This is a genomic window from Pseudoalteromonas sp. SIMBA_162 (genome assembly GCF_046535955.1).
In the GTDB taxonomy this organism is placed as follows: domain Bacteria; phylum Pseudomonadota; class Gammaproteobacteria; order Enterobacterales; family Alteromonadaceae; genus Pseudoalteromonas; species Pseudoalteromonas marina.
Genome location: NZ_JAWJBQ010000017.1, coordinates 90476 through 112015, shown reverse-complemented (window position 1 = coordinate 112015; position 21540 = coordinate 90476). Strand labels below are relative to the sequence as shown.

The window sequence follows — 21540 nt, the reverse complement described above, 5'->3', positions numbered from 1 at the left end:
CAACTATTAGATAGTTTTACCAGTAGATTTAAAGATACGTAATTTCTTACCATCTTCAATCTTGAAACCTACACGATCTGCTTTACTCGTTTCCGAGTTGAAGATCGCAACGTTTGATGCGTCCATAGACGCTTCTTTCTCAACAATGCCGCCAGCTTGGTTCAATTGTGGAACCGGCTTTTGGTGTTTCTTGATCAAGTTTATGCCTTCGACAAAGATTCGACCAGATTCAGTAACAACTGAAAGCACTTTACCGCGCTTACCTTTGTCTTTACCTGCTAGTACGATTACTTCGTCACCACGACGGATTTTTGCTGCCATGATTGGCTCCTTACAGTACTTCTGGGGCTAGTGAAACGATTTTCATGAACTTGTCATTACGAAGTTCGCGAGTCACAGGGCCGAAAATACGTGTACCAATTGGCTGCAAGTTATCATTTAAGATAACAGCCGCGTTGCTGTCGAAACGGATCAGAGAACCATCTGGACGGCGAACACCTTTTCTGGTACGCACAACTACCGCGTTTTTAACATCACCTTTCTTCACTTTACCGCGAGGAATAGCTTCTTTTACAGAAACTTTAATGATGTCGCCAATCGCTGCGTAGCGACGGTGTGAACCACCAAGGACTTTTATACACTGCACTTTGCGAGCGCCGCTGTTATCAGCAACTTCCAGCTGAGTTTGCATTTGGATCATGTTAATGACCTCCGGTGTAGTAATTACAACGTGTCTTAAAATTGTTTAAAATCAAGACATTTCGATTAAATCCCACTCAAAAACAAACGAGTTGTCTCTTAAGGGCGGGCAATTGTACCAGCATTGAGCATGTAGCGATAGGTTATTTTTTAATTAATTTAAGGACTGAGGGGATTTTATTAACGTTGGTAAAGCTATGTGACTATTTTTTCAATGGTTATAAAATAAACAAGGCACTTAAAAAGTGCCTTGTTTATTTTACTAGTGGTTATTTAGCCAAATAGCCCCTTTAATTTATCTTTTACTTTATCTTTGGCTTTCTCTTTCGCTTTTTCTTTTGCGTCATCGAGTTTCTTTTTTGCTTCATCTTTTAAGGCATTACTTACATCAAGTTTAATTCCCACATCGTGAAATGGCCCTTTTATGCGTAACGGTATTTTAAAGCCTGTACTGTCATCGGTAGTGCCTTGACCTTCTATTGAATCTACAATCCCTGTTACCAAACGATAATCAACTTTAGTAAGAGGTAAATCCACATCTCCTTCACCGGAAATACGAATCAGAGGGCTAATTAGTGAAAGGTCAGTATTTCGTCCAACACCTTTAATAAAATTAAAGCTACCTGTAAGCGCAGAAAAATCTGTTTGTTCTGATTCTTCAAAGCCCGTATCTAGCCCTTCACTCACAGATCCAAGGTTACCCGTAATAAGCTCTTTGCCTTTGCGAACCATTTCAGCCACGTTTGCGCCTTTAACAGCACCATCGGCAAATTCAAAGCCAACCTTACCATTTAATGCATTAATAAAGGTTTTTTGACTTTGCCCAGTTGTGGTCAAATTCCAATTTAATGACCCTTTACCCATGAGCTTATCAAAGCCAGCTGCATCAGTGAGTAACGGTTGTGCGTCTATGTCGGCTAAATCAAAATTTGTGTTTATTTTATACGGCGTTTGCTGCGCATTTATGTTGATAACCCCTTTACCAGTGCCCTCATATGCTTTAAAGCTATCTAAGCTTAATTTAGCAACGCTGTTGTTTAAATCGACTGTAAATTGATTAGCACCTAGCTCAATATCGTTAGCTTTTAAACCGCTTGAGCGAATAACTACATTAGCATTAAGTGCATTTAATGCGCTTAAATCAATTTTAGTATCGTCCCAAACAATCGGCTGCGCGGCTTTAGGTTCTTCATTTTGCGGCGCTTGCTGTTTAGCGACAGCCTCTGGTAAGTAGGGATTCAAATCAAGCATACCTAGGTCTATATCAGCATTAACCGCTAGTTTATTGCTTAAGTTTACTTCACTTTTCCCTTTAATCTCTAATTCATCTAGGGTAGCAATCAGCTCTTCTAAGTTAAACGTATCATCCATGAGATGCATTTTACCGTTTACACTAAACGCATTAAATGCATTTTCTTTAGCGTTTAAGTCTACCCCTTGCCAAGTCGCTAGCTCTTTAACAGAGTCGCCACTTAGCGCTAACTCGCCTTTTATATCTTTACCTTGGCGAGCAATACTGCCGTTAAACGTAAGATCGACCAAGCGAGAGTCTACGCTTTGAGTAACCTCAAACGTCGCCCCTTCAATTGCCTTTGCAGGCGTATCAAGTTTTGCATCTAGTTCAAATCGCTCCTGCATATAGGTAATCCCCCCTTTAACTTCAAGGGTTTTACGTAATGAAGGAAGTAAAATAGCCAGCTCTAAATCGCTAATTTGCTGCTTGGCGCCCGTTTGACCATCTAGATATGTAAATGTACCGCCATAAATAGCGACCTCACCCAGCTCAATATCAAAGCTAGCAGGTAGCTTAATTGCCTCACCAGGCTCTGTTGGTTGCTCTGCTACAGCATCAAACAACTGCCAGTTAGCTTTACCATTTTTATCTGTCTCTAATAAAATATCTGGTTCGTTAATAACAAACTTATCAAGCTTAAACTCACCGCCAAATAACGAGAACCAAGGTATATGTACTGCCAGCTGCTGCATACTTGCCATATCAGCTCGCGAACCTGTTTGCATATTAGCAAAGTGGACATCATTCAACTCTAACTTTAGTGCAGGAAACACACTAAGCGTTTTGTCACCATTAATTGTTAGCGTTCTTCCCGTCGTTTTTTGAACTTCCTCTGATACTTTATTAAAAATGGTATCGGTAGGAATTAAAAAAGGCGCTGCGACAATTAAAGCAATACAGAGTAAGAGTATTACACCAAAAATTTTGAGTAAGGTTTTCATGTTCGTCCTTTAAGCGGTCAAATTATGTTTTTATCATAGCGAGTGTTAAGCCTAAAAGCATTGCTGTAGATAAAAAAAGATCATAAAAACAGTTTACTTATTTCATATGAATCGTTCCTGAAACATTTTGATACCTTTAGGTTACAAAAAATAATTGACTCATTGATACCCCAAGGTTACATTGATACCCAGAGGTTACAAGAAATCAAATACTATTACAGGATGAATACTATGAAACAGCAAAATATAAAAACAGAAGAACAATTCATGAGTCATGATATATGGATTAGTATAAGCGCTGGCGTAGTTTGTTTACTTCTCAGTGTTTACTCACTGATAAAACAAGACCAACATATTGAAGGGCTTTTAACTGTTGGAATGAGCGTTTTCTTTTATATAATTATAATAGCTATTTATATAACTAAAGCAGACTTCCCATTAAAAATGTATTTTAAATATGCATATAAAGATGAGTTTCTAAACAACATTGACATTAATGCCTATAAACATACAAGTTTTGCATTTGGACTTTGCCTTATCGCCGTTTTTTATAAAAGCGATGAAATACCTAGCGAGGTTTCGCATGCAACTATGGCAATACTTTATCTCAGTATCATGCTTTTGGTATATGGTGCTTCATTACTTTGGCAGAGCCGTGATTAGGAGTCAAAGTGCAAAATAACATAGCAAAATTTCGTAAAGAGGCAGGGCTTTCGCAGCAAGAACTTGCCGATGCTATAAGCGTATCGCGTAAAACAATAAGCACTGTAGAAACAAATCGATTTACGCCGTCGGTCATTATAGCGCTTAAAATTGCAGCTAACTTTAACATGCCCGTTGAAAGCCTCTTCATATTAGAAGAGGCTGATTAATAACCGAGCTGGTTAGATTAACCCCGATTTTAAACACCATAATAATGCAGCGCGCAGGACAGCGCTGTTGTTATTAGTGTATTTGAGCTAAAATAAGCAATGCTAATACATATATATAAATCCGGAGTATCTACAAGGCATGAAAAAACTGCTAATTTCACCGTCAAAAATGACACTAGGCGAGCAAGAAAATCAAATCTATCAGAACATTCTGAAACAATCTTCAGAATTAAGCCTTAACCTTATGGCCGTGAAAGTAGAAAACCATCCTGATGATTTTTTACCTTGGTGTTACGAGCTATTAAACGCAAGCAGAGACCGTATTAACTACGATTTACTTGAGCCGCAACAGCTACCTGTTCTGAAAAAACTGCATGATCAGCTTATTTCGGCTATCAGCTTTTTACAAGTTAAAACGCTTCGTGTAGCCCCTTGGCCTGTGGTAAGTGTATTTATAGAGCAACATAAAGATGTTATTGCACTTGATGAACAACTTCGTTTAGCAAGTTACGTAAAAAGTATTCGTGAGCAATCATTAAAAGACATGATCCCTGAAGACCTTCTTGCTTTTACTGGCAAGCATATGGCTTCACTTGATCCAAGCACTTACGATTTTGATGTTGAGTGGTTTGCATCAACTAAGAGTGCTAAAGTTTTCCACCAACTCATTGGTGATTTACCGGGTGCGTTTGATGAAGCACTGGCTAATATTCCTCTTGAAGGTGACATTACCCATTACGAGTACCAACAGTTTGTAGCTGCTTATAGCAAAATATTTACTGATAGCAGTGAAAAGCCAACTCTTGCTCCGGCAACACGACTACTTGCAATGCGTCGCCCTGATATTTTTACGCCAATTACAAATAGCCGTTTAGACGCATTATGCTCAGCGCTTGCGGTTACTAAACTCAAAAATAGTGATTTTGAGCGTTACTGGCAAGATATTGTAAAAGGCATTCAAGCTATGTCATGGTACAAAATGGCAAATGCTTCAAATGAACTAGAAGAGCAATTAGTGTCAATTAAAGCGCTTATTCCGTGCTTTTTTTACTACGCGGATAACAAAACACCAGATAGCTCTAACTATATTAAATTACTTAATAAACCAAAGCGTAGCACCACTAAAACGGGTAAAACACAACGCAGAGGTAAAGAGTCTGCTGAAATTTTAGTTGACCGCGCTTTGGCTGCCGATGATATTCCTGAGCATATTCGTAGCAAACGCGACTCAATAATCAGCGAAGTTCAAAAAGGCCGCAGTGTAAACGAAACAATTAGTCTAATGCGCACCATATTTGGCTAAATAATTCTAAACAAGCTGTACTTTCATGGTGCAGCTTGATTATTTTATGCACCAGCGATGTGCGATAAAATATTTCTTCCGCATAATCTAAAGCACCCACCCCAAACGCAAGCCATTGTTAATAAAACATAAAATTTAATTTTAAAACAAAATAAATCAAGCTGGCACACACAGTGCAATTCTATTCTCAGTTAAACAATAAAAACGCATAAATCAAAAGGCTACGGTACTTCATAATAAAAAGCCTTCCTATGCAAAAAATCATATAACGGGAAATGGAACATGTTAAAACTAAAAAAAACAATCGCTTTTAGCGCCGTGGCATTAATGGCTGCAACGTCACTTACATCAACAGCAGTAAATGCTGAAGTGTCTGCCAATGTAGCAGCTACTTCAAATTACTTATGGCGTGGACAAGAACAAACTGGCGGCGACGCTGCTATTTCTGGTGGTATTGATTACGCTGACGAATCTGGGTTTTATGCTGGTACATGGGTATCTAATGCATCTTGGGCTGACGAAATGACCTACGAGCTAGATTTTTACGCAGGCTTTGGTGGCGATATTAGCGAAGGTGTTAGTTACGATGTAGGTTACATTTATTATGCTTACCCAGACGCGGCATCAAGCGCAGATGCTGATTTTTCAGAAATTTACGGTAGCATCAGTGTTGAAGGCTTTACCTTTGGTGCATCAGTGCTTGCTACTTCTGCTGCAAGTGGCGACGGTACAGACTTTGGCGACTCACTTTATTTGACAGCTGATTACGGCTTTGCCGTAGGCAGCAATGGTACAGAAATGGCTTTACACATAGGTCATTATTCTGGCGATTTTATTGGTGACGAAGACATCATTGATTACGGTGTGTCTGTATCAAAAGATGGATTCACATTTGGCGTATCAGACACTGATATGGATGAGTCAGATGTAAAAGTTTACGTTGCTTACGCTGTAGACTTCAGCCTATAAACAAACATGTGTTACTTGCTGCAACTGAAGGGCCATTTGGCCCTTTTTTTTATACTAAGGCAAATTTGTTTAAGTATTCATGATTGTATAACTAGAAGGTAGGTTCTTACTATGTTAAGTTGAATTGGACTTTTCAAAGCTTAGGCTTTTGATTACTAAGGACAGTAAAAATGAAACATAAAGTGTTAATTACTATTTCTGTTATTGCAGTTAGTTTTGCGATTATCTTCACATTACATTACTCACCAGAGCCTAATCTATCGGTTCAACAATCAGCTATCGAATCCAACAAAAACATCCCAGTAATTGATATGAAGCCCATACAAACTTTATCTACAGGTAAAAACGTGTTGCCCATCACCGATAAAAGCAATTCAACAACACAAGAACAGTTAGATAAACCAGAGCAACAAGTCTTAACTGCTGAAGTATTTTCTGATGAGTTTGTCTCTACAGAAAATGGCAAAGAGTTTGTGTCAAAAAAAGCATTAGATGACGTATTTAAAAATGACACTTCACTATTACTGCAACGCATGTCTGATATTGAATACTCTGAAGTTGCCCAGATACGTAAAGATAAGTTAAACGAATTTATTATAAATGAATTAAAAGACGTTACCATTTTACAGCAAGACTTAGAGTGTGCAGGAAAGGTTTGCGCGATAGAACTTACTTATACGCAAAGTAGTAACCAAGCATCTATTGACACCCTTTCAAGCTTTTCTAAAAACTATTCTTTTCAGCAATTCACTGAAACCGAAAGTGGTGATAAAAAACTAAAAGCATTGTATATCGCAACAGATAACCCTAGCGGTCTGAGTTTATCTGATAGCTAATTAAATAAATGGCTGTATTTGCATTAGATACAGCCATAACAACGTGATTATTAAGCTCCACTCCTTATGGCTCAATCATATTAAAACCATCTGGCAACTATAGAGCTTAACAATACGTCTTTTATTAATTACTTTTATAATGCCACCCTTGTTAACAATCGGTTACAATTGAATAAAATTAGTACATACTTTTTCCTATATTATTAATCTATCCATTGGTATCAAGTGTTTACCAAATCACATATAGGTTATTAAGGAATAATAATGAAATCACCTAACGCATTTAGCGCCCTACTCGATATTTACATTAGTCCAAGCAAAGCTTTCAATGGTGTTGAGCACGCCAAAGGTTGGTCATGGCTTGCTTTTATAACAATATCTTTAGTTTCAATGGCGAGTATTTATATTTTTTATTCTACCGTTGATATGCAGTTTTTGATTAACGAGCAATTTGCAGCTGCAAGTGTTGATGCAACAATTGGCGAGCAAAAAATGATTCGCCAAAGCATTGAACAAAACGCCGGAATACAAGTATGGATTAGCATGATATCAATCGTATTAGGTACTGCAATCATAGCCGCGATAATGGCTGTGTATTATATGCTCATTGCTAAATTAGACCCAGAGTCAGAGCACAGCTATGGTGCTTGGTATGGTTTTACTATTTGGACAATAATGCCAAATGTTGTTCTGAGTTTAGGTACGATAGCGCTTGTACTTAGTGCAAGTACCGATCAAATATCTCAAACAGCAGTATTTAACTTTGATTCAATTAATCAGCTTGTTGTTGGGTTAGAACCTGGTAGCGCATTTTATACATTACTAGAATCATTAAAGCTAAGTAGTCTTTGGGGGATTGGACTAGGAATGGTTGGCTTAAAATGTTGGACAAATTTTTCAACAAATAAAGCGTTACTTTTCTCGGCGCTTCCAACACTCGTTATTTTTGGTATTTGGGCAATTATTGCCGCAATGTAATTAATAAGCAGAGGTATTTTACCTCTGCGCTACTTATTCACGGACAGATGTATATATGAAAAAAGCAATAATAATAACGATAGCTATAGTCGCTTTTGTAGGCCTAATCGTCTCTAAGCAGGTGACCGGTGATAAAAAGCAAGCCCAAGTGAATATTGCGCAGGTTGAGCAAGGGAATATTGCTGATTCAATCATGGCGTCGGGCAATCTAGTTTTTAATACCCAAGTGCAATTGCGCTCTGAGGTAACTGGTCGTGTCGATAAGGTATTTGTAGAAGAAGGGCAAAGCGTTAAGCAAGGGGATATTTTAATGCGCCTTGATACAACTGCCTTCGAATCAGAAGTAAACCGAAACCAAGCCGTTCTACGCGCTACCGAAATTGAAATAAAACATAGCCAAACTCGCCTTGCTAATTTAGAGCGCCAATTAAAAAGGCAAAAAGAGCTATACGATGTTGGATTAGGAAATCAAGAAAGCTTTGAAAATATCGAAAGTGCTCGCGATCTAGCAAAAATAGATATCGAATCACGCAAAGAGTCATATAACCAAGCGCAAGCGTCGCTTCAAATTGCACAAGATCGCCTAAGTAAAAGTGTATTTAGAGCGCCAATGAGTGGCTTACTGGCATCGGTTAATATTAAAGAGGGTGAAACAGTTATTGCAGGCACAACTAATATTATTGGTTCAGACCTTATGCTTGTTGCCGACCCTAGCGCTATTTTAGCAGAGCTTAGAGTTGATGAAACAGATATAGCCAGCATAAAACTAAATCAACAAGCTGATATTTATGCCGCAGCCTACCCTAACAAACCATTTAGCGGCAAAGTAATTAATATTGGTACATCAGCTAAAAACCAACCAGGTTCGCAAGGGCTTTCTTTTAGAGTTAAAGTACTATTGGACCCAACAGATCGCCAGCTTTATGCAGGTATGAGTTGCCGAGCAGAAATTGCCACCAGTATTGCCGAAAATGGTTTAAAGCTCCCTATTGAAGCAATACAAAAAGAAGAGGGTAAAACCTTTGTATGGCGCTTAAATAGCGATAATACCGTGAGTAAAGTAATAGTAAGTGTTGGTATTTCGTCTGACATTGAGCAAGCTATAACAGAGGGGCTAAGCAAAGGCGATAATGTGGTTATTGGCCCCGCTCGACCAATTAGCAAGCTGCAAGAAGGCGATGTTGTTTCACTTAAAAATGACGCAGGCGAGGAAACACTATAATGTCTGCGGTAATTAAGTTAGAACACATTAACAAACAATATGTAATGGGCGAGCAAGTATTTAAAGCGTTAGATGATGTAAATATCGTCATGAATGAAAATGAATACGTAGCCATTATTGGCCCTTCAGGCTCAGGTAAATCAACTTTAATGAACTTACTTGGCTGCTTAGATACACCCACTAGTGGCGATTATTTTTTAAAAGATAAGCTTGTAAAAAGTATGACTGAAACCGAGCTTGCCCATCAACGCAATGAGAGCGTCGGATTTATTTTCCAAAGCTTTAACTTACTGCCTCGCGCATCTGCACTTGAAAATGTAATGCAGCCCTTGGTTTATCGTTTTATACCCGCAAAACAACGCAAACAAAAAGCACTTGAAGCATTGCAACGCGTTGGTCTTGGCGACAAAGTTGATCACCTATCAAGTCAGCTTTCGGGTGGACAACGTCAACGTGTAGCCATTGCTCGCGCATTAGTAACTAAACCACATATTTTACTGGGGGATGAACCCACAGGTAATCTTGATAGCAAGACCACAGCAGAAATAATGACCTTGTTTGATGAACTGCATAATGAGGGGCACACTATTATTTTAGTAACCCACGAGCAAGAAATTGCAGACCATTGCCAACGGGTTATTCGCTTAGTAGATGGTAAGGTCGTAAGTGACGTAAAAAAAGGCGAAGGAGAAAAACAACATGTTTAAATCTGCCATTGCCATTATGGAAGGAACAAAAGCAGCATTAATGGCTATTAAGGCCAACGCAATGCGCAGCGCATTAACCTGTTTAGGTATTATTATTGGTGTTGCAGCCGTTATAACTGTGGTTGCAGTTATGCAGGGCTTTACTAAACAAATTAACGATCAACTTGCTGACATGGCACCCGATGTAACCTCAATCAAACCATTTACAAGCATCGAGCAAGAAATGGTTGGTAAAAACGCAAAACTGACTTACTCAGATTTTCTAACACTAAAAGCACGTATAAAAGAAGCCGAAACACTGACCGCACTTATGTTTACGTGGCGTTTTTCTGGCGGAGCTGAATACGGAAATAAAAGCCATTCATCACGCGTGATGGGAACCGAACAAGATTACCAAAAAGCATACCGCACGTTTCCAGAATTAGGCCGCTTTATTCGCGCGGAAGATGACGAAAAACGCCGTCGGGTTGCGTTCATTGGTCCTTCTATTATTGAAAAGTTAAATTTACCCGATAACCCCGTAGGCGAATATATCAAACTTGGTGGCGAATGGTTTAGGATCATTGGAGTAGCCGAAAAACAAGGTAGCTTATTTGGCTTTGATCAAGATGATTATATAAATATTCCGATCAGTACCATGAGCGCGTTAGAGGGTGCTAGCAGCACGAGTAACGTGCAAATAATGTTTAGACTTAAAGAAGGGGTCGATGAAGAGCTTACTTTAGCTAAAATAACGCGTATTTTACGACAATTACATAAATTAAAAGACGGTGAAGAAAACGACTTTGAATTTGAAACCGCTGAAAAAGCCCGTGCTAATGTTGATAAGTTTACAGGTAGCGCCACAGCAATCACTGCTGGTATTGTTGGTATAAGCCTTGTTGTAGGGGGGATTGGCGTAATGAATATTATGCTGGTATCGGTGACTGAACGTACCCGAGTAATAGGCACTCTTAAAGCATTGGGCGCAACACCCGGCTTTATTATGCTACAGTTTTTGGTGGAAGCCGTAGTGCTATCGTTATTTGGCGGACTAATTGGCTTAGCTATAGGTTATGGTGCTGCCGCATTGATTTCGTTTATGGTTCCCAGTATGCCGGATGCTTACATACCTGGTTGGGCTGTGATGCTATCGTTCGGATTTACGTCACTTATCGGTATTATATTTGGCTTAGCCCCTGCTATTAAAGCGGCAAGGCTAAACCCTATTGAAGCATTACGATACGAATAATCAGCATCAATCTCTACTCAGCTTTAAAAGGTACCTTAGTGCAGCTCACTTCAACTGTTTTAGGGTACCAAGCCGGGCCTATCTGATTAACTACAACCTCCGCTACTCCATTACTAAATGACTTATACGTGTGCACCGTTTGCCATTGTCCTTGTGGACAATGCTCACTTAAGTCAACCGCATCAGATCCCTCATACAAAGCTAAAGCAAAATTATGATGCCACTGAAAACTATTGTGCGACTGGTTATTCACTTTTTCAGGTACACCATTATCAAAGTAAATATTTGTGCAACCAGTTAACATAGCAAAAGTAATACTGCCTAAAATTAATTTAAGATTCATAACGCCTCCTGCGTATTTTGCTCTTCACACCATACCTTTATGGTATGTGGTGAATAAATGCCTAGCGTAATTAAACTCAACGCACCATCGCTAAATGTTTGCTGCGACTGCATTTGAGCCGCTTGTGTATCTGTACAAACCTGTTTTACATCCACACGTTCCTCTCCTACTAATCCCCATAAATAAAATGGACGGCTATCTTCGTAGGTCGCTTTACTTGTAATTTTTGCCATAGCGTGTGGCTGTATGGTAACCGCAGAACAGGCGCTTAAGCCTAATACTACAAACCCCATTATTAATGATTTCATGTTTGTCCTTACTTGGTACTTACTTTCAGTAAATAAACTTTACAGTAAACCAGTAAAATAATGAGTAAAAAGCTGTGCGAAAAATGTAGCCAACCTTACAGATTTCAAACAGTTTTTTACACAAAAAAGGCCGCAAAATTGCGGCCTTTGAGTAAGTTTAGTTTCAGCTATTAAAACTTAGCCAAATTATTTACATTGTCTTTATCAACCAGTTTTACGTACGGATCTACCCCTGCAAATAAAGGTTTTTCTTTTACCTTTAACTCAATGATATTAGTGCCCGTTACTATTTGGTGTTTTTGTGAGTAAATCACAAAATCTTCAGCGAGTAGATTTTCAGGATCGTCACTAAACAACACAATATCAATTAACTCATCGAGTGGCTGCTCTGTTTCTTCACCTTGACCATCAGCACGTTGCTTAACAGCTTCAACGTTTAACGTAACACTGTAAAAGCCATCACTGTCGGCTTCGTCTGAAATCGAAACCTCTTTCATTTCCAGCTCATACAAAGTGATATATTTAAACTGATCGTCAATAAAGTTTTGCTCAGCTTGGGTTGCATCTTGTTTTAAATAACTTAGTAAATCAAGTGTTGTTGGGTATGGCGTTGACTGATATCTAAACTCATTTAAAAATGCCTTAAGGGCAGCGTTTAGGCGTTTTTCACCTAGGCGATCATAAATCGCCATCATAACAACAGATCCTTTATTGTAATGAAGGTATTGCTGAGCCTGGGTTTTATATAGTGGCATCTCTTCAAACGCTTCTCCAGTGCGGCCCATTAAGTACCTATCTAGCTCGTATTTTAAAAACTTACGTAGCTTTTCTGGGCCAAAGCGTTTTTCAAGCACCATAAGCGCACTGTATTGTGAAAGCGTTTCAGACATAACTTCACTCCCCTCTACATTGGCGCCTGATACTTGATGACCCCACCATTGATGCGCTACTTCGTGTGCGGTTACGTAATAAGGCAGGTCAATTTTACTTTCATCCCTTGAGTCTGTAACAAAACCAATGCTTTCTGAATAAGGGACAGTATTAGCAAAACTTTGCGCAAATGAGCGATAGCGAGGAAATTCAATAATACGTAATTGCTTATGCTGATATGGGCCAAATGCTTGTGTAAAATAATCTATCGAGTCTTGAACCGATTCAATCATGCGGTCAACATTCCACGCATGACTTTTATGGAAATAAACCTCAATATTTACACCATTATGCTCAACCTTTTTACTTTCCAATTCAGCCGACTGCACCGCATAAAAATTTATAATAGGTGCATCCATTTCATAAACAAAGGTTCGGCGCCCATCTTTTACGCTTTCACTTTGTAAATAACCAGGTGTAATCGCAAATTGCGATTCATCGGTCGTTACCCTGGCCCTAAAGTTAATAAACCCAGTCGCTTGACCAAAATCACTTTGTGTATAGTACTGGCTATCTTCAAGTTTATTTGCTCGTTCTAGCTCTGGTAAGTCATGTTTACGGCGCTTAAATTTATCAGCCACCTGTAAACCACGGTTGTACCCAAAGTTAGGAAAAAGCTCCCAATTATTAATAAACGTACCATTAGCCACTAACTGTGTATCGGAGCCACTATCGTTAAAGCCTGTATGCTCGCGAGTGACAGACAGCTGCCCTTCTCTTACCTCGTCTGGCATAAGGGGCTGATCAAATTCAAACCATGCAGAATAAAGCGCTGGTAATTTTTCAACAATTTTACCGCCAGCCATCGTTACATCCCAGCTTTTGGCGTGTTGCGGTGAACTTATTAGCACTCGCGAAATTGGCTCATTAGATGTATTAGTAAACTTAATTTTTGCAACTGCACTCAAAGCACGCTTTTTAGGATAAATATCAACAGTTAAGTCAACATCGGTCACCATAGGCACGGCTAAATCTTTGTATTGTGCAAACTGTTTTTCATAGCTTACTTGCTTGTCTTGAAACGCATCGCTTGTGGTAAATTCGTTTAAAACACGCGTATTGTAATAAATGTTATAACCTGCACCAACAAACACCAGTGCACTAACACAAACAATTACTTGCCCCTTTAACGACATATTATAACGAAGCATAGACAGGCGTGTACGCAGCGTTTGTGAAGGTCCTCTATGCCATAACGCAAATCCTACAATAGCCAAAACAAGACTTAACGCGCCCCAATACAATGTGTACCAATGCGCTGCTTGCAAAAAGTGTCCATAGCCGTTTATATCAGAGTACGGTACGCTACTGCTTTTCGAAAAATGATACATATGGTGTTCAAATCCATACGAATCCATTACCATTTGCACTATGTAGTACAAAATAAATAACCCCATTCCTACGTATTTATTTGGGCTAATAATTTGTAAAAAGAAGGCAAGCACCGTAAGCATAATTAACGGTAAAAGCGATAAATAAACAATCCTGAATAAATACTGCCCTAACTCTAAATTAAATTGCCCTTTAAATAACTGCACTGTGATTGTTAGTATCATTCCAACAAGAAACAAGCCTGAAATAGCTGTTATTAACGCCAGTATTTTTGATACCCAAAAAACACTGTTGTGTACTGGAAAGCTGTCAACAATATCGCCCATACCACTTTGACGTTCTCGCCAAACAAGCTCAGCGCTATAAAAAGCGATAATAACAAACAAAAACAAACCCGAAATACCGCTAATAATATTGACCATATTCGCGGTAATTGGCCAGTTAGTTGTACCGTAAGCGCCAATGGGAGCAAACAGCGGAATCATAAGCGTTACAATACTTACACCCGCTAAAATCATAAATGGCGCGCTAAATATTACTTGTTTAAGTTCAAATATACTGCGCATTATTAACTGCGATTGCGTACTCGCTCCTGCAGACTTGTAATTTTTAGCATTATTAATCAGTGCAGCTTGTTTATTTTGCACAAATGCAGAGACTTTAAATTGCTTTTTCTGTTTTTTAGCTACTATGCGGTTACTTAATTTTCCAAGGCTAAAAAACATAGCTAAGCCCAGTACAACCCACAATATACGGTTAACTAAAAGGTCACCTGTGAGGGTTAGCACTTCTGTGTTTTTATCACTCACAGTCCAGTAACGCGTCAAATCAATTAAAGACCCCAAGCCAAATGGGTCGGCGTAAACAACTATATTTCTAAATGCTAAATCATCAAAATAAGCACTGGCGATTTGATAAGCAATAAAAATAACAACGGCTGCGACATACACCGACATCATGGTTTTAAAATAGACAGCTACGCTGTTAAAAATAGCCGAAAGCACCAGCAAACTGGGTACTGCAATATAAAAATAAGGTGCAGCGTAATACACAAACTTATTTGGACCCACTAGCTCACTATCGAGCCATCCAACAGATAAGCCAAACTGCGACCCTAAAAGCACGCCTAACGGCACGGTTAAAAATACAACCAGCACCACTAAGTAAGCACCAAAAAAGCGCCCAGTTTGATAAGGGACAGGATTAACAGGCTTACTAAAAACCAGTTCATCCATTTTAGTTTCACTATTTCTAATAGCGGAGCTGGCAACAAAGTTAACTACCAAAAACATCGCAAATACACAAAATGTAATGGTCAACATCATAATTGAAAAAGGCGAATTCATATGTACATTAGCGCCGCCTAGCGGAAATTTGCTAGAAGAGCTGATAAAAAACGCCATAAAAAAGAACATTAATGAAATGATATAAAACGAAGGCTGGCGCACAAAATAGCGCAGCTCAAACGCGAGCATATTAAAAAACATAACGCCTCCTTATGCTACTTGGCTATTACGATGATTGAGCAAAGTAGAAAAGTACACGTCTTCTAGGTTTGCATGGCTTGATTGAAAACCTTCAGGGGCTTGTTCCGCTAATACATGCAATATGGTTTGCCCAGCAAATAAGCGTTTAGAAATAACAGGTAGCTGTGGCTCAAGCTCTTGCGCTTCTTCTTGGCTCATGGCTTTGCGCCAAATTTGCCCTTGCAGTTTATCGGTAAGCGCAATCGGGTTACCCTCTAATAAAATTTTACCACCAGCCAGTACCGCCATATTAGGGCATAGTTCAGCCACATCTTCTACTATGTGGGTTGATAATATAACGACTTTTTGCTCGCCTAAGCTTACTAACAAGTTATGAAAGCGATTTCGCTCTTCAGGGTCTAGCCCTGCAGTTGGTTCATCAACGATGAGTAAATCAGGGTCACCTAATAAGGCTTGTGCAATACCAAAACGCTGGCGCATTCCGCCCGAAAAGCCACTTACCGCTTTTGAGCGATGCTGATATAAATTAGTGTGTGCCAGTAGGCCTTCAACAGACTCTTTTCGCTCAGCTTTGTTATGAATGCCTTTTAAAACAGCCATATGGTCTAGCAAGTCGTAAGCACTAACACGCGGATAAACACCAAAATCTTGCGGAAGGTAACCTAAACGTTGGCGCAGTGCTTGTGGGTCTTTAAATACATCAATACCATCAAAGGTAATTGCCCCCGCGTCGGCAGATTGCAACGTTGCAATAGTGCGCATTAGCGATGACTTCCCGGCACCATTTGGCCCAAGTAGCCCAAACATGCCTTTACCTATTGATAAATCAACACCTTGCAGAGCGTGCACGCCGTTGTCGTAGGTTTTTGATAACCCTGTTATTGATAGCATTTTTTACTTCCTTGAATTGTAAGTATTATTTTTATACTGTTTTATACCACATTAAAAACGGGAACATAAGTTACGCTGTGGCCAACTTTGTAACAATAAATAAACAGCAACACACTCTAATAACACTTGCTAAGAAGTGAGCCTCTGGGTATAAAAACCACACACCATTGATAAGAAGCGAAAAGCCATGCAAGAACATAAAAACCAGCCATTGACCGATTTTATAGAATACTCACACGATGAAATGTTAGCCCGTGCAAATGAATTTTTACAAACAAGCCAGCGCCGCCATAGCATTCGCAGTTTTAGTGACCGCCCAGTGCCAAAAGAGATTATCGAAACCTGTATAAAAGCAGCGGGTACAGCACCTAGTGGTGCAAACCACCAGCCTTGGCATTTTGTGGCTATTAACAGTAGCGATGTAAAAAAACAAATACGCGACGCGGCTGAAAAGCTAGAGCGCTCTTTTTACGAAGGGCGAGCAGGCGAGGAGTGGCTGGATGCATTAAAACCATTAGGGACTGACGCGAACAAACCCTACTTAGAGCATGCACCTTGGCTTATTGCTGTGTTTAGTCAAAAAAAGGGCGGCGTGAGTACTGACGATAAAAATACAAATTACTATGTGCATGAGTCTGTTGGGCTAGCAACCGGGTTTTTAATACAAGCTCTGCACCGAGCAGGCCTTGCAACACTTACTCACACCCCAAAACCTATGAGCTTTTTAACAGACATTTGTGGCCGCGATAAAGATAACGAGCGCCCTTATATGCTATTAATTGCAGGCTATCCGGATGAGCATGCAACAGTACCAATGCACGCCCTAGATAAAAAATCGATTGATGAAATAGCCAGTTTTATTTAATACCGTGCAAGGGGGAATAATCAATAGCGAGTACATCACCCTCTTTAAGGCCAGCAATTACATGGTGCTTGTTATTAACCATTGTACCTAACCTTACGAAACGTTTAACTGGCGTTTCGTTTTCTAGTACATACACCATGTTTAATTGCCCAAATTCATGTACCCAGCTTGGCTCAATTAAAATACCTTGAGCGCTTTTTGTAGGCAACTGCAACTGTGCGTAAAGCCCAGGAATTAACCCTAACTGTGCATTCGTATCTAGGCGAATAAGCAAGCTACGCGCGCTACTGTCGGCAACAGGGACAATCTCACTTACTACGGCAGGTGTTGTTATTGCCAAAGATGGAAGGGCCACATTTAAGCTATCTCCGAGTTTTAATTTTACAGCTTGTTGTTCACGCACATTAAATTCGAGCTGTAATTGCAATGGGTTATACACTGTAATAAGTGGCTTTCCCGGTGTTGCAGTGTCGCCAGGCTCTGTTAAACGCTCAACCACAACCCCCGAAATAGGCGCTATAATTTGAGTATAATTTAGCGCCACTTTTGCTTGTGCTTGCTGCTGCTGAGCGGCGGCTAAATTAGCAGTGAAATTATCAAATTTAGCTTTAGCATTATCTAATTCACTAACAGACACCAACCCCTTAGCATTTAAATCACTCACTCTAACTAGTTGCTTTTGAGCTTGCGTCAACGATGCTTTCACCGCGTTAATATTCGCATCGCTTTGTGCTAACGCCGCTTTAAAATCATCTTGCTTGAGGGTAATAAGTAAATCGCCTTTAGTGACCTTATCGCCCGCTCGTACTTTTAGCTGCTCAACTTGCGCCATAACATTTGATGAAATTTGCGTATTTTGTTTAGCAATTACACTACCCGGTACCTGCTCAATACCGGTGATGCTTTGCAGCGAAATGGTAACGCGCTCACCCTGATAATTACTTTGTTGTGATTCTTTTAAACCAGCAGTTTGTTGGTCAGAAAAACTACCAGCCATGTAAAGCACAGCCATAATAATTACCAATAAAGCGATTAAAGCGCCGATTAGTTTTGATTTACCCTGCATGCGCTTCACCCTCTGAACTTGCAAACACTAAATAATAAACAAGTGGCACTACAAATAACGAAAATACAGTAGACGCCACAATACCAAAAATTATCGCAATCGCGAGCCCGCTGAATACCGGGTCAAGTGTGATTACTAAGTTACCCAATAAAGTCGTGCCTGCGGTTAGTAATACAGGGCGCATGCGCACTGTTCCAGCAGCAACCAGCGCGTCTTTTATAGCCATACCTTGGCCTCGGGCTTGATTAATAAATTCGACTAAAATAAGCGAATTACGAACCACAATACCAGCAAGGGCAATCATCCCAATCATTGCTGTGGCGGTAAATAATACCGGCTCAGGAGCGCCAGCTATAGCACGTTCACCAAACTGATTTAATAACCAAAAACCTGGCATAATACCTATCACCGTGAGCGGAATAGCCGACATAATAATTAGCGACAAGCTCGCAGATTGTGTTTGAACACGTAAAATAATAAATATGGCACTAAGTGCAAAGGCAAATGCAATTCCCATATCCCTAAACACATCTATGGTAATACGCCACTCACCCTCACCACTAAAGTTGGCATGAGTGCCTTTAGGTAATTGCCATGGTGCAGTACCGCCATTGTTAAAAAAGTGGCGGTTTATCCACGGTGTTTTTTCAAAATAGTTAGGCTCGGCGTTAAAATCAGCATTTACGTCTGCAATAACCTCTGCTGGCGTTCGACCGTTTAGTTCAGCCATAACATAAATTACATCGCGTTGATCTTTACGAACCCGAATGTCAGCAACCTGATGTTGCGTAAATTCACCTAATTCTGAAAGCGACACTAATGGCCTAGGTGCACTTTGTAAGCCAAATTCATTACTGGTTTTAGCTAAGTCTCTATCACCTCTGACTTGCAGTGCAAGTAATTGCGAAATTTGATTACGCTCGCTGTATGGTAACTGTAATTTAATATCAACAGGCTCAGTTTCAGAACTTACGTAAAGTACCCCCATGGTTTCACCTTGTGTTGCAACACTTAACGATTGAGCAATATTTTGAGTAGAAATTGCACTGATTGCCGCTTTGCTCTTATCGGTTACAAAACGCTGTAAAGGTGAAGGTGCAACCATAGAAGTATCCACTTCGACTACGTGTGGCTCTTGCTTTAAACGTTCAGCTAATTGTTTAGCTGCTTGGTAATGAGTTTGCTCATCAACAAAATCATCTCGGTAAACCTCAGCAACTAAAGTACTTAATACGGGCGGACCAGGAGGCACTTCAACAACTTTTATTACTATGCCTTGTTTTGCTAAAGGTGCGAGCTGTTTACGTAAGCGCATAACCACAGCATGTGATTGATGCTCACGCTCAGACTTATCAATCAATAACACTCTTAGCTCTGCTAAATGTGTCGCTTCACGGCGATAATACCCACGTACCATGGCATTAAAATCCATACTTGAAGGCTTACCAACGTAGGATGCTATTTCACTTACTTCGTTTAATTGCCAAGTGAGTGTTTGCACTTGCTTGGTAAAGGCCGCGGTTCTTTCTAAATTTGTGCCCTCTGGCATGTCTATTAATACTTGTAGCTCGTTTTTATTATCAAACGGTAATAACTTTAAAGGCACTAAACGCATCACTGGCAGCATGGCGCTAATAATAAACAAAATCAATGCGCCCCATAATACCCATTTTGCGCGCTGCTTTGAGACAAGCAGCGGGCTTAATAGCGTTTGATAAATACTGATTTTGGGCTTAATTTCAGTGTGGGTATCCGTATTGGGCTTGAGTAACTTCATCGCAAGCCATGGCGTTACAAAAAACGCCACAATGGTGGATACCATCACGCTGATTGGAACGTTAAATGCCATAGGTGCCATGTATGGCCCCATCATGCCGGTAATAAATGCCAGCGGAATAAATGCCACCATAATCGTTAACGTAGACATAAGTAATGCACCGCGAATTTCGCTCATTGCACCAACTATTTGCTGCTTTTTGTTGCCTTTTTTATTTAAAAAACGGCTTATATTATCAATGCCTGTAATTGGGTCATCTACCAATAAACCTAACGATAAAATAAGTGCAAATAACGTTACTCGGTTAATGGTATAACCAAACGCAAAATCCAGTGCCAGTGTAATGCCATAGCAAATAGGCACCGCTAACCCAACAACAATGGCGGGTCGCCAGCCCAAAAACACCCCAACAAATATCACTACCGTAAATACAGCAAATACTAAGCTTGATGTTAGATTATTTACTTTTTCATTGGCGGTTTGTCCGTAATCTCTTAATACCGAGTAGCTCACTTCTGGCGGTAAAAGCGTGCGTGATAACTCGGCCATCATTTGATGAACATGGTTTGCCACCGCCACGGCATTCGTGCCTGTTTGCTTAGCCACACTTAATGTGACCATGGGTAACTGTTGAGCATTAGAAGATTGTGCAAGCCATTGGTAATGTTCGCTCTCGCCAGGCCCGTCAATCACGCTTGCAATATCAAGCAAGTAAACGCTCTTTCCGTTTACTACATTCACTACAAGCTGCTCCACTGCAGACTTATTACGTAAAACGTCACCCGCTTGCAAAGCTATTTTTTGCTGACCATTTACAACACTGCCTAGTTGCGTAAGTTGATTAGATACACTTAATGCATAAAGTACATCGCTTATAGTCGTTTGGTGAGCAGCCAACGCGCTGGCATTTAAATTAATAGTTAGCGTACGTTTACGCCCAGCAATCACTTTTACCTCGCTGGTGTTTTCAATACGTTGTAAAGCACTCGCAATTTCGTTTGCAAATCGTGTTAATTCGTAATCGCTATAGAGTTGTGGATCTTTGCTGTACAGCCCAAGCATAATAATGGGAACATCATCGACCTCAATGGGCCGAATTTGCCAATTTTTAATAACAGAAGGTATTGTATGCTGGTAACTATTAAGCTTGGCGTAGGTATCTAAAATAGCTTGTTCGCGATCATGCCCCACCTCAAACCTAAGTGTCACCACGCTAGCGCCAGTTTGTGTGGTTGAATAAATATGTTCAACACCGCCAAGCTGGGAAAGTAACTTTTCAAGAGGCTGAGTCACCAACCGTGTCACTTCGGGCGCTTCTACATTAGGAGCCGATACATATATATCAAGCATAGGCACCACTATTTGCGGCTCTTCCTCGCGAGGCGTTTGTTTTAAAGCAAACAGACCAAACAAAATTGATAACACAAAAATAATAACCGGAATACGACCCGTTAAACTGCTTTTTACTGTGTTATCAATCATGTTCATT

Annotated in this window: 19 protein-coding genes; 10 read left to right on the top strand and 9 right to left on the bottom strand. The window is 40.0% G+C overall.

The window, feature by feature from the left end; translation table 11 throughout:
* Positions 1–6: 6 nt before the first annotated feature.
* The 3 genes from rplX to R0J88_RS13515 form a co-directional block, all read right to left on the bottom strand.
* Positions 7–321: a 50S ribosomal protein L24 gene (gene rplX / locus R0J88_RS13525; RefSeq protein WP_006794243.1), complete on the bottom strand. Its 315-nt coding sequence runs from the start codon at positions 319–321 to the stop codon at positions 7–9.
* Between the two features lie 10 nt (positions 322–331).
* Complete coding sequence (gene rplN / locus R0J88_RS13520) at positions 332–700, bottom strand: 50S ribosomal protein L14 (RefSeq protein ID WP_002959498.1); 369 nt, start codon at positions 698–700, stop codon at positions 332–334.
* A gap of 272 nt (positions 701–972) precedes the next feature.
* Positions 973–2934 (bottom strand): AsmA family protein, encoded by a 1962-nt coding sequence (locus R0J88_RS13515; RefSeq protein WP_410900168.1) that lies wholly within the window; start codon positions 2932–2934, stop codon positions 973–975.
* 231 nt (positions 2935–3165) lie between these two features.
* Between R0J88_RS13515 and R0J88_RS13510 the strand changes: the two genes are divergently transcribed.
* From R0J88_RS13510 to R0J88_RS13470, 9 genes are all read left to right on the top strand, one after another.
* Positions 3166–3597, top strand: coding sequence for a hypothetical protein (locus R0J88_RS13510; RefSeq protein ID WP_410900167.1), 432 nt, complete (start codon positions 3166–3168; stop codon positions 3595–3597).
* Positions 3598–3605: 8 nt separating this feature from the next.
* Entirely contained in the window at positions 3606–3806 is a 201-nt protein-coding gene (locus R0J88_RS13505) for a helix-turn-helix transcriptional regulator (RefSeq protein WP_006794240.1), read from the top strand.
* 139 nt (positions 3807–3945) lie between these two features.
* Positions 3946–5109 (top strand): hypothetical protein, encoded by a 1164-nt coding sequence (locus tag R0J88_RS13500; RefSeq protein ID WP_010557712.1) that lies wholly within the window; start codon positions 3946–3948, stop codon positions 5107–5109.
* A 282-nt stretch (positions 5110–5391) separates the two neighbouring features.
* Entirely contained in the window at positions 5392–6078 is a 687-nt protein-coding gene (locus R0J88_RS13495; protein WP_006794238.1) for a TorF family putative porin, read from the top strand.
* Between the two features lie 170 nt (positions 6079–6248).
* A complete protein-coding gene (locus R0J88_RS13490; RefSeq protein ID WP_006794237.1) occupies positions 6249–6914 on the top strand; it encodes a hypothetical protein in 666 nt (221 codons plus the stop codon).
* Between the two features lie 264 nt (positions 6915–7178).
* Positions 7179–7892 (top strand): YIP1 family protein, encoded by a 714-nt coding sequence (locus R0J88_RS13485; protein ID WP_410900166.1) that lies wholly within the window; start codon positions 7179–7181, stop codon positions 7890–7892.
* Between the two features lie 55 nt (positions 7893–7947).
* Positions 7948–9114: an efflux RND transporter periplasmic adaptor subunit gene (locus R0J88_RS13480; protein WP_410900165.1), complete on the top strand. Its 1167-nt coding sequence runs from the start codon at positions 7948–7950 to the stop codon at positions 9112–9114.
* The gene (locus R0J88_RS13475) at positions 9114–9821 is read left to right on the top strand and encodes an ABC transporter ATP-binding protein (protein ID WP_006794234.1); all 708 of its coding nucleotides are present in this window, start codon (positions 9114–9116) and stop codon (positions 9819–9821) included. Before R0J88_RS13480 ends, R0J88_RS13475 begins: the two co-directional genes overlap by 1 nt.
* Positions 9814–11052 (top strand): ABC transporter permease, encoded by a 1239-nt coding sequence (locus R0J88_RS13470; RefSeq protein ID WP_006794233.1) that lies wholly within the window; start codon positions 9814–9816, stop codon positions 11050–11052. Before R0J88_RS13475 ends, R0J88_RS13470 begins: the two co-directional genes overlap by 8 nt.
* A 13-nt stretch (positions 11053–11065) precedes the next feature.
* Here R0J88_RS13470 and R0J88_RS13465 read toward each other — a convergent pair whose 3' ends face one another.
* The 4 genes from R0J88_RS13465 to R0J88_RS13450 all read right to left on the bottom strand — a co-directional run bounded on the left by R0J88_RS13465 (position 11066) and on the right by R0J88_RS13450 (position 16343).
* Positions 11066–11395, bottom strand: a complete 330-nt coding sequence (locus tag R0J88_RS13465) for a Bor/Iss family lipoprotein (RefSeq protein WP_410900164.1) — start codon at positions 11393–11395, stop codon at positions 11066–11068.
* The gene (locus R0J88_RS13460) at positions 11392–11703 is read right to left on the bottom strand and encodes a Bor family protein (protein ID WP_410900163.1); all 312 of its coding nucleotides are present in this window, start codon (positions 11701–11703) and stop codon (positions 11392–11394) included. The genes R0J88_RS13465 and R0J88_RS13460 overlap by 4 nt, the downstream gene beginning before the upstream one ends.
* 170 nt (positions 11704–11873) lie before the next feature.
* Entirely contained in the window at positions 11874–15452 is a 3579-nt protein-coding gene (locus R0J88_RS13455) for an ABC transporter permease/M1 family aminopeptidase (RefSeq protein WP_410900162.1), read from the bottom strand.
* Positions 15453–15461: 9 nt separating this feature from the next.
* Positions 15462–16343: an ABC transporter ATP-binding protein gene (locus R0J88_RS13450; protein ID WP_410900161.1), complete on the bottom strand. Its 882-nt coding sequence runs from the start codon at positions 16341–16343 to the stop codon at positions 15462–15464.
* Positions 16344–16530: 187 nt separating this feature from the next.
* On the opposite strand from R0J88_RS13450, the gene R0J88_RS13445 reads away from it, so the two are divergent.
* On the top strand, positions 16531–17208 hold the full coding sequence (locus tag R0J88_RS13445) for a nitroreductase family protein (RefSeq protein ID WP_008130030.1): 678 nt from the start codon (positions 16531–16533) through the stop codon (positions 17206–17208).
* On the opposite strand, the gene R0J88_RS13440 is transcribed toward R0J88_RS13445, so the two are convergent.
* Entirely contained in the window at positions 17201–18274 is a 1074-nt protein-coding gene (locus R0J88_RS13440; protein ID WP_410900160.1) for an efflux RND transporter periplasmic adaptor subunit, read from the bottom strand. The two genes, R0J88_RS13445 and R0J88_RS13440, sit on opposite strands and share 8 nt — an antisense overlap.
* Positions 18264–21539, bottom strand: coding sequence for an efflux RND transporter permease subunit (locus tag R0J88_RS13435; protein WP_410900159.1), 3276 nt, complete (start codon positions 21537–21539; stop codon positions 18264–18266). Before R0J88_RS13435 ends, R0J88_RS13440 begins: the two co-directional genes overlap by 11 nt.
* Position 21540: the final 1 nt, after the last annotated feature.

Excerpts from the sequence above, each read along its gene's own strand:
- rplX (WP_006794243.1), bottom strand. The coding sequence starts at position 321 with ATGGCAGCAAAAATCCGTCGTGGTGACGAAGTAATCGTACTAGCAGGT.
- rplN (WP_002959498.1), bottom strand. The coding sequence starts at position 700 with ATGATCCAAATGCAAACTCAGCTGGAAGTTGCTGATAACAGCGGCGCT.
- R0J88_RS13515 (WP_410900168.1), bottom strand. The coding sequence starts at position 2,934 with ATGAAAACCTTACTCAAAATTTTTGGTGTAATACTCTTACTCTGTATT.
- R0J88_RS13510 (WP_410900167.1), top strand. The coding sequence starts at position 3,166 with ATGAAACAGCAAAATATAAAAACAGAAGAACAATTCATGAGTCATGAT.
- R0J88_RS13500 (WP_010557712.1), top strand. The coding sequence starts at position 3,946 with ATGAAAAAACTGCTAATTTCACCGTCAAAAATGACACTAGGCGAGCAA.
- R0J88_RS13495 (WP_006794238.1), top strand. The coding sequence starts at position 5,392 with ATGTTAAAACTAAAAAAAACAATCGCTTTTAGCGCCGTGGCATTAATG.
- R0J88_RS13490 (WP_006794237.1), top strand. The coding sequence starts at position 6,249 with ATGAAACATAAAGTGTTAATTACTATTTCTGTTATTGCAGTTAGTTTT.
- R0J88_RS13485 (WP_410900166.1), top strand. The coding sequence starts at position 7,179 with ATGAAATCACCTAACGCATTTAGCGCCCTACTCGATATTTACATTAGT.
- R0J88_RS13480 (WP_410900165.1), top strand. The coding sequence starts at position 7,948 with ATGAAAAAAGCAATAATAATAACGATAGCTATAGTCGCTTTTGTAGGC.
- R0J88_RS13475 (WP_006794234.1), top strand. The coding sequence starts at position 9,114 with ATGTCTGCGGTAATTAAGTTAGAACACATTAACAAACAATATGTAATG.
- R0J88_RS13470 (WP_006794233.1), top strand. The coding sequence starts at position 9,814 with ATGTTTAAATCTGCCATTGCCATTATGGAAGGAACAAAAGCAGCATTA.
- R0J88_RS13465 (WP_410900164.1), bottom strand. The coding sequence starts at position 11,395 with ATGAATCTTAAATTAATTTTAGGCAGTATTACTTTTGCTATGTTAACT.
- R0J88_RS13460 (WP_410900163.1), bottom strand. The coding sequence starts at position 11,703 with ATGAAATCATTAATAATGGGGTTTGTAGTATTAGGCTTAAGCGCCTGT.
- R0J88_RS13455 (WP_410900162.1), bottom strand. The coding sequence starts at position 15,452 with ATGTTTTTTAATATGCTCGCGTTTGAGCTGCGCTATTTTGTGCGCCAG.
- R0J88_RS13450 (WP_410900161.1), bottom strand. The coding sequence starts at position 16,343 with ATGCTATCAATAACAGGGTTATCAAAAACCTACGACAACGGCGTGCAC.
- R0J88_RS13445 (WP_008130030.1), top strand. The coding sequence starts at position 16,531 with ATGCAAGAACATAAAAACCAGCCATTGACCGATTTTATAGAATACTCA.
- R0J88_RS13440 (WP_410900160.1), bottom strand. The coding sequence starts at position 18,274 with ATGCAGGGTAAATCAAAACTAATCGGCGCTTTAATCGCTTTATTGGTA.
- R0J88_RS13435 (WP_410900159.1), bottom strand. The coding sequence starts at position 21,539 with ATGAACATGATTGATAACACAGTAAAAAGCAGTTTAACGGGTCGTATT.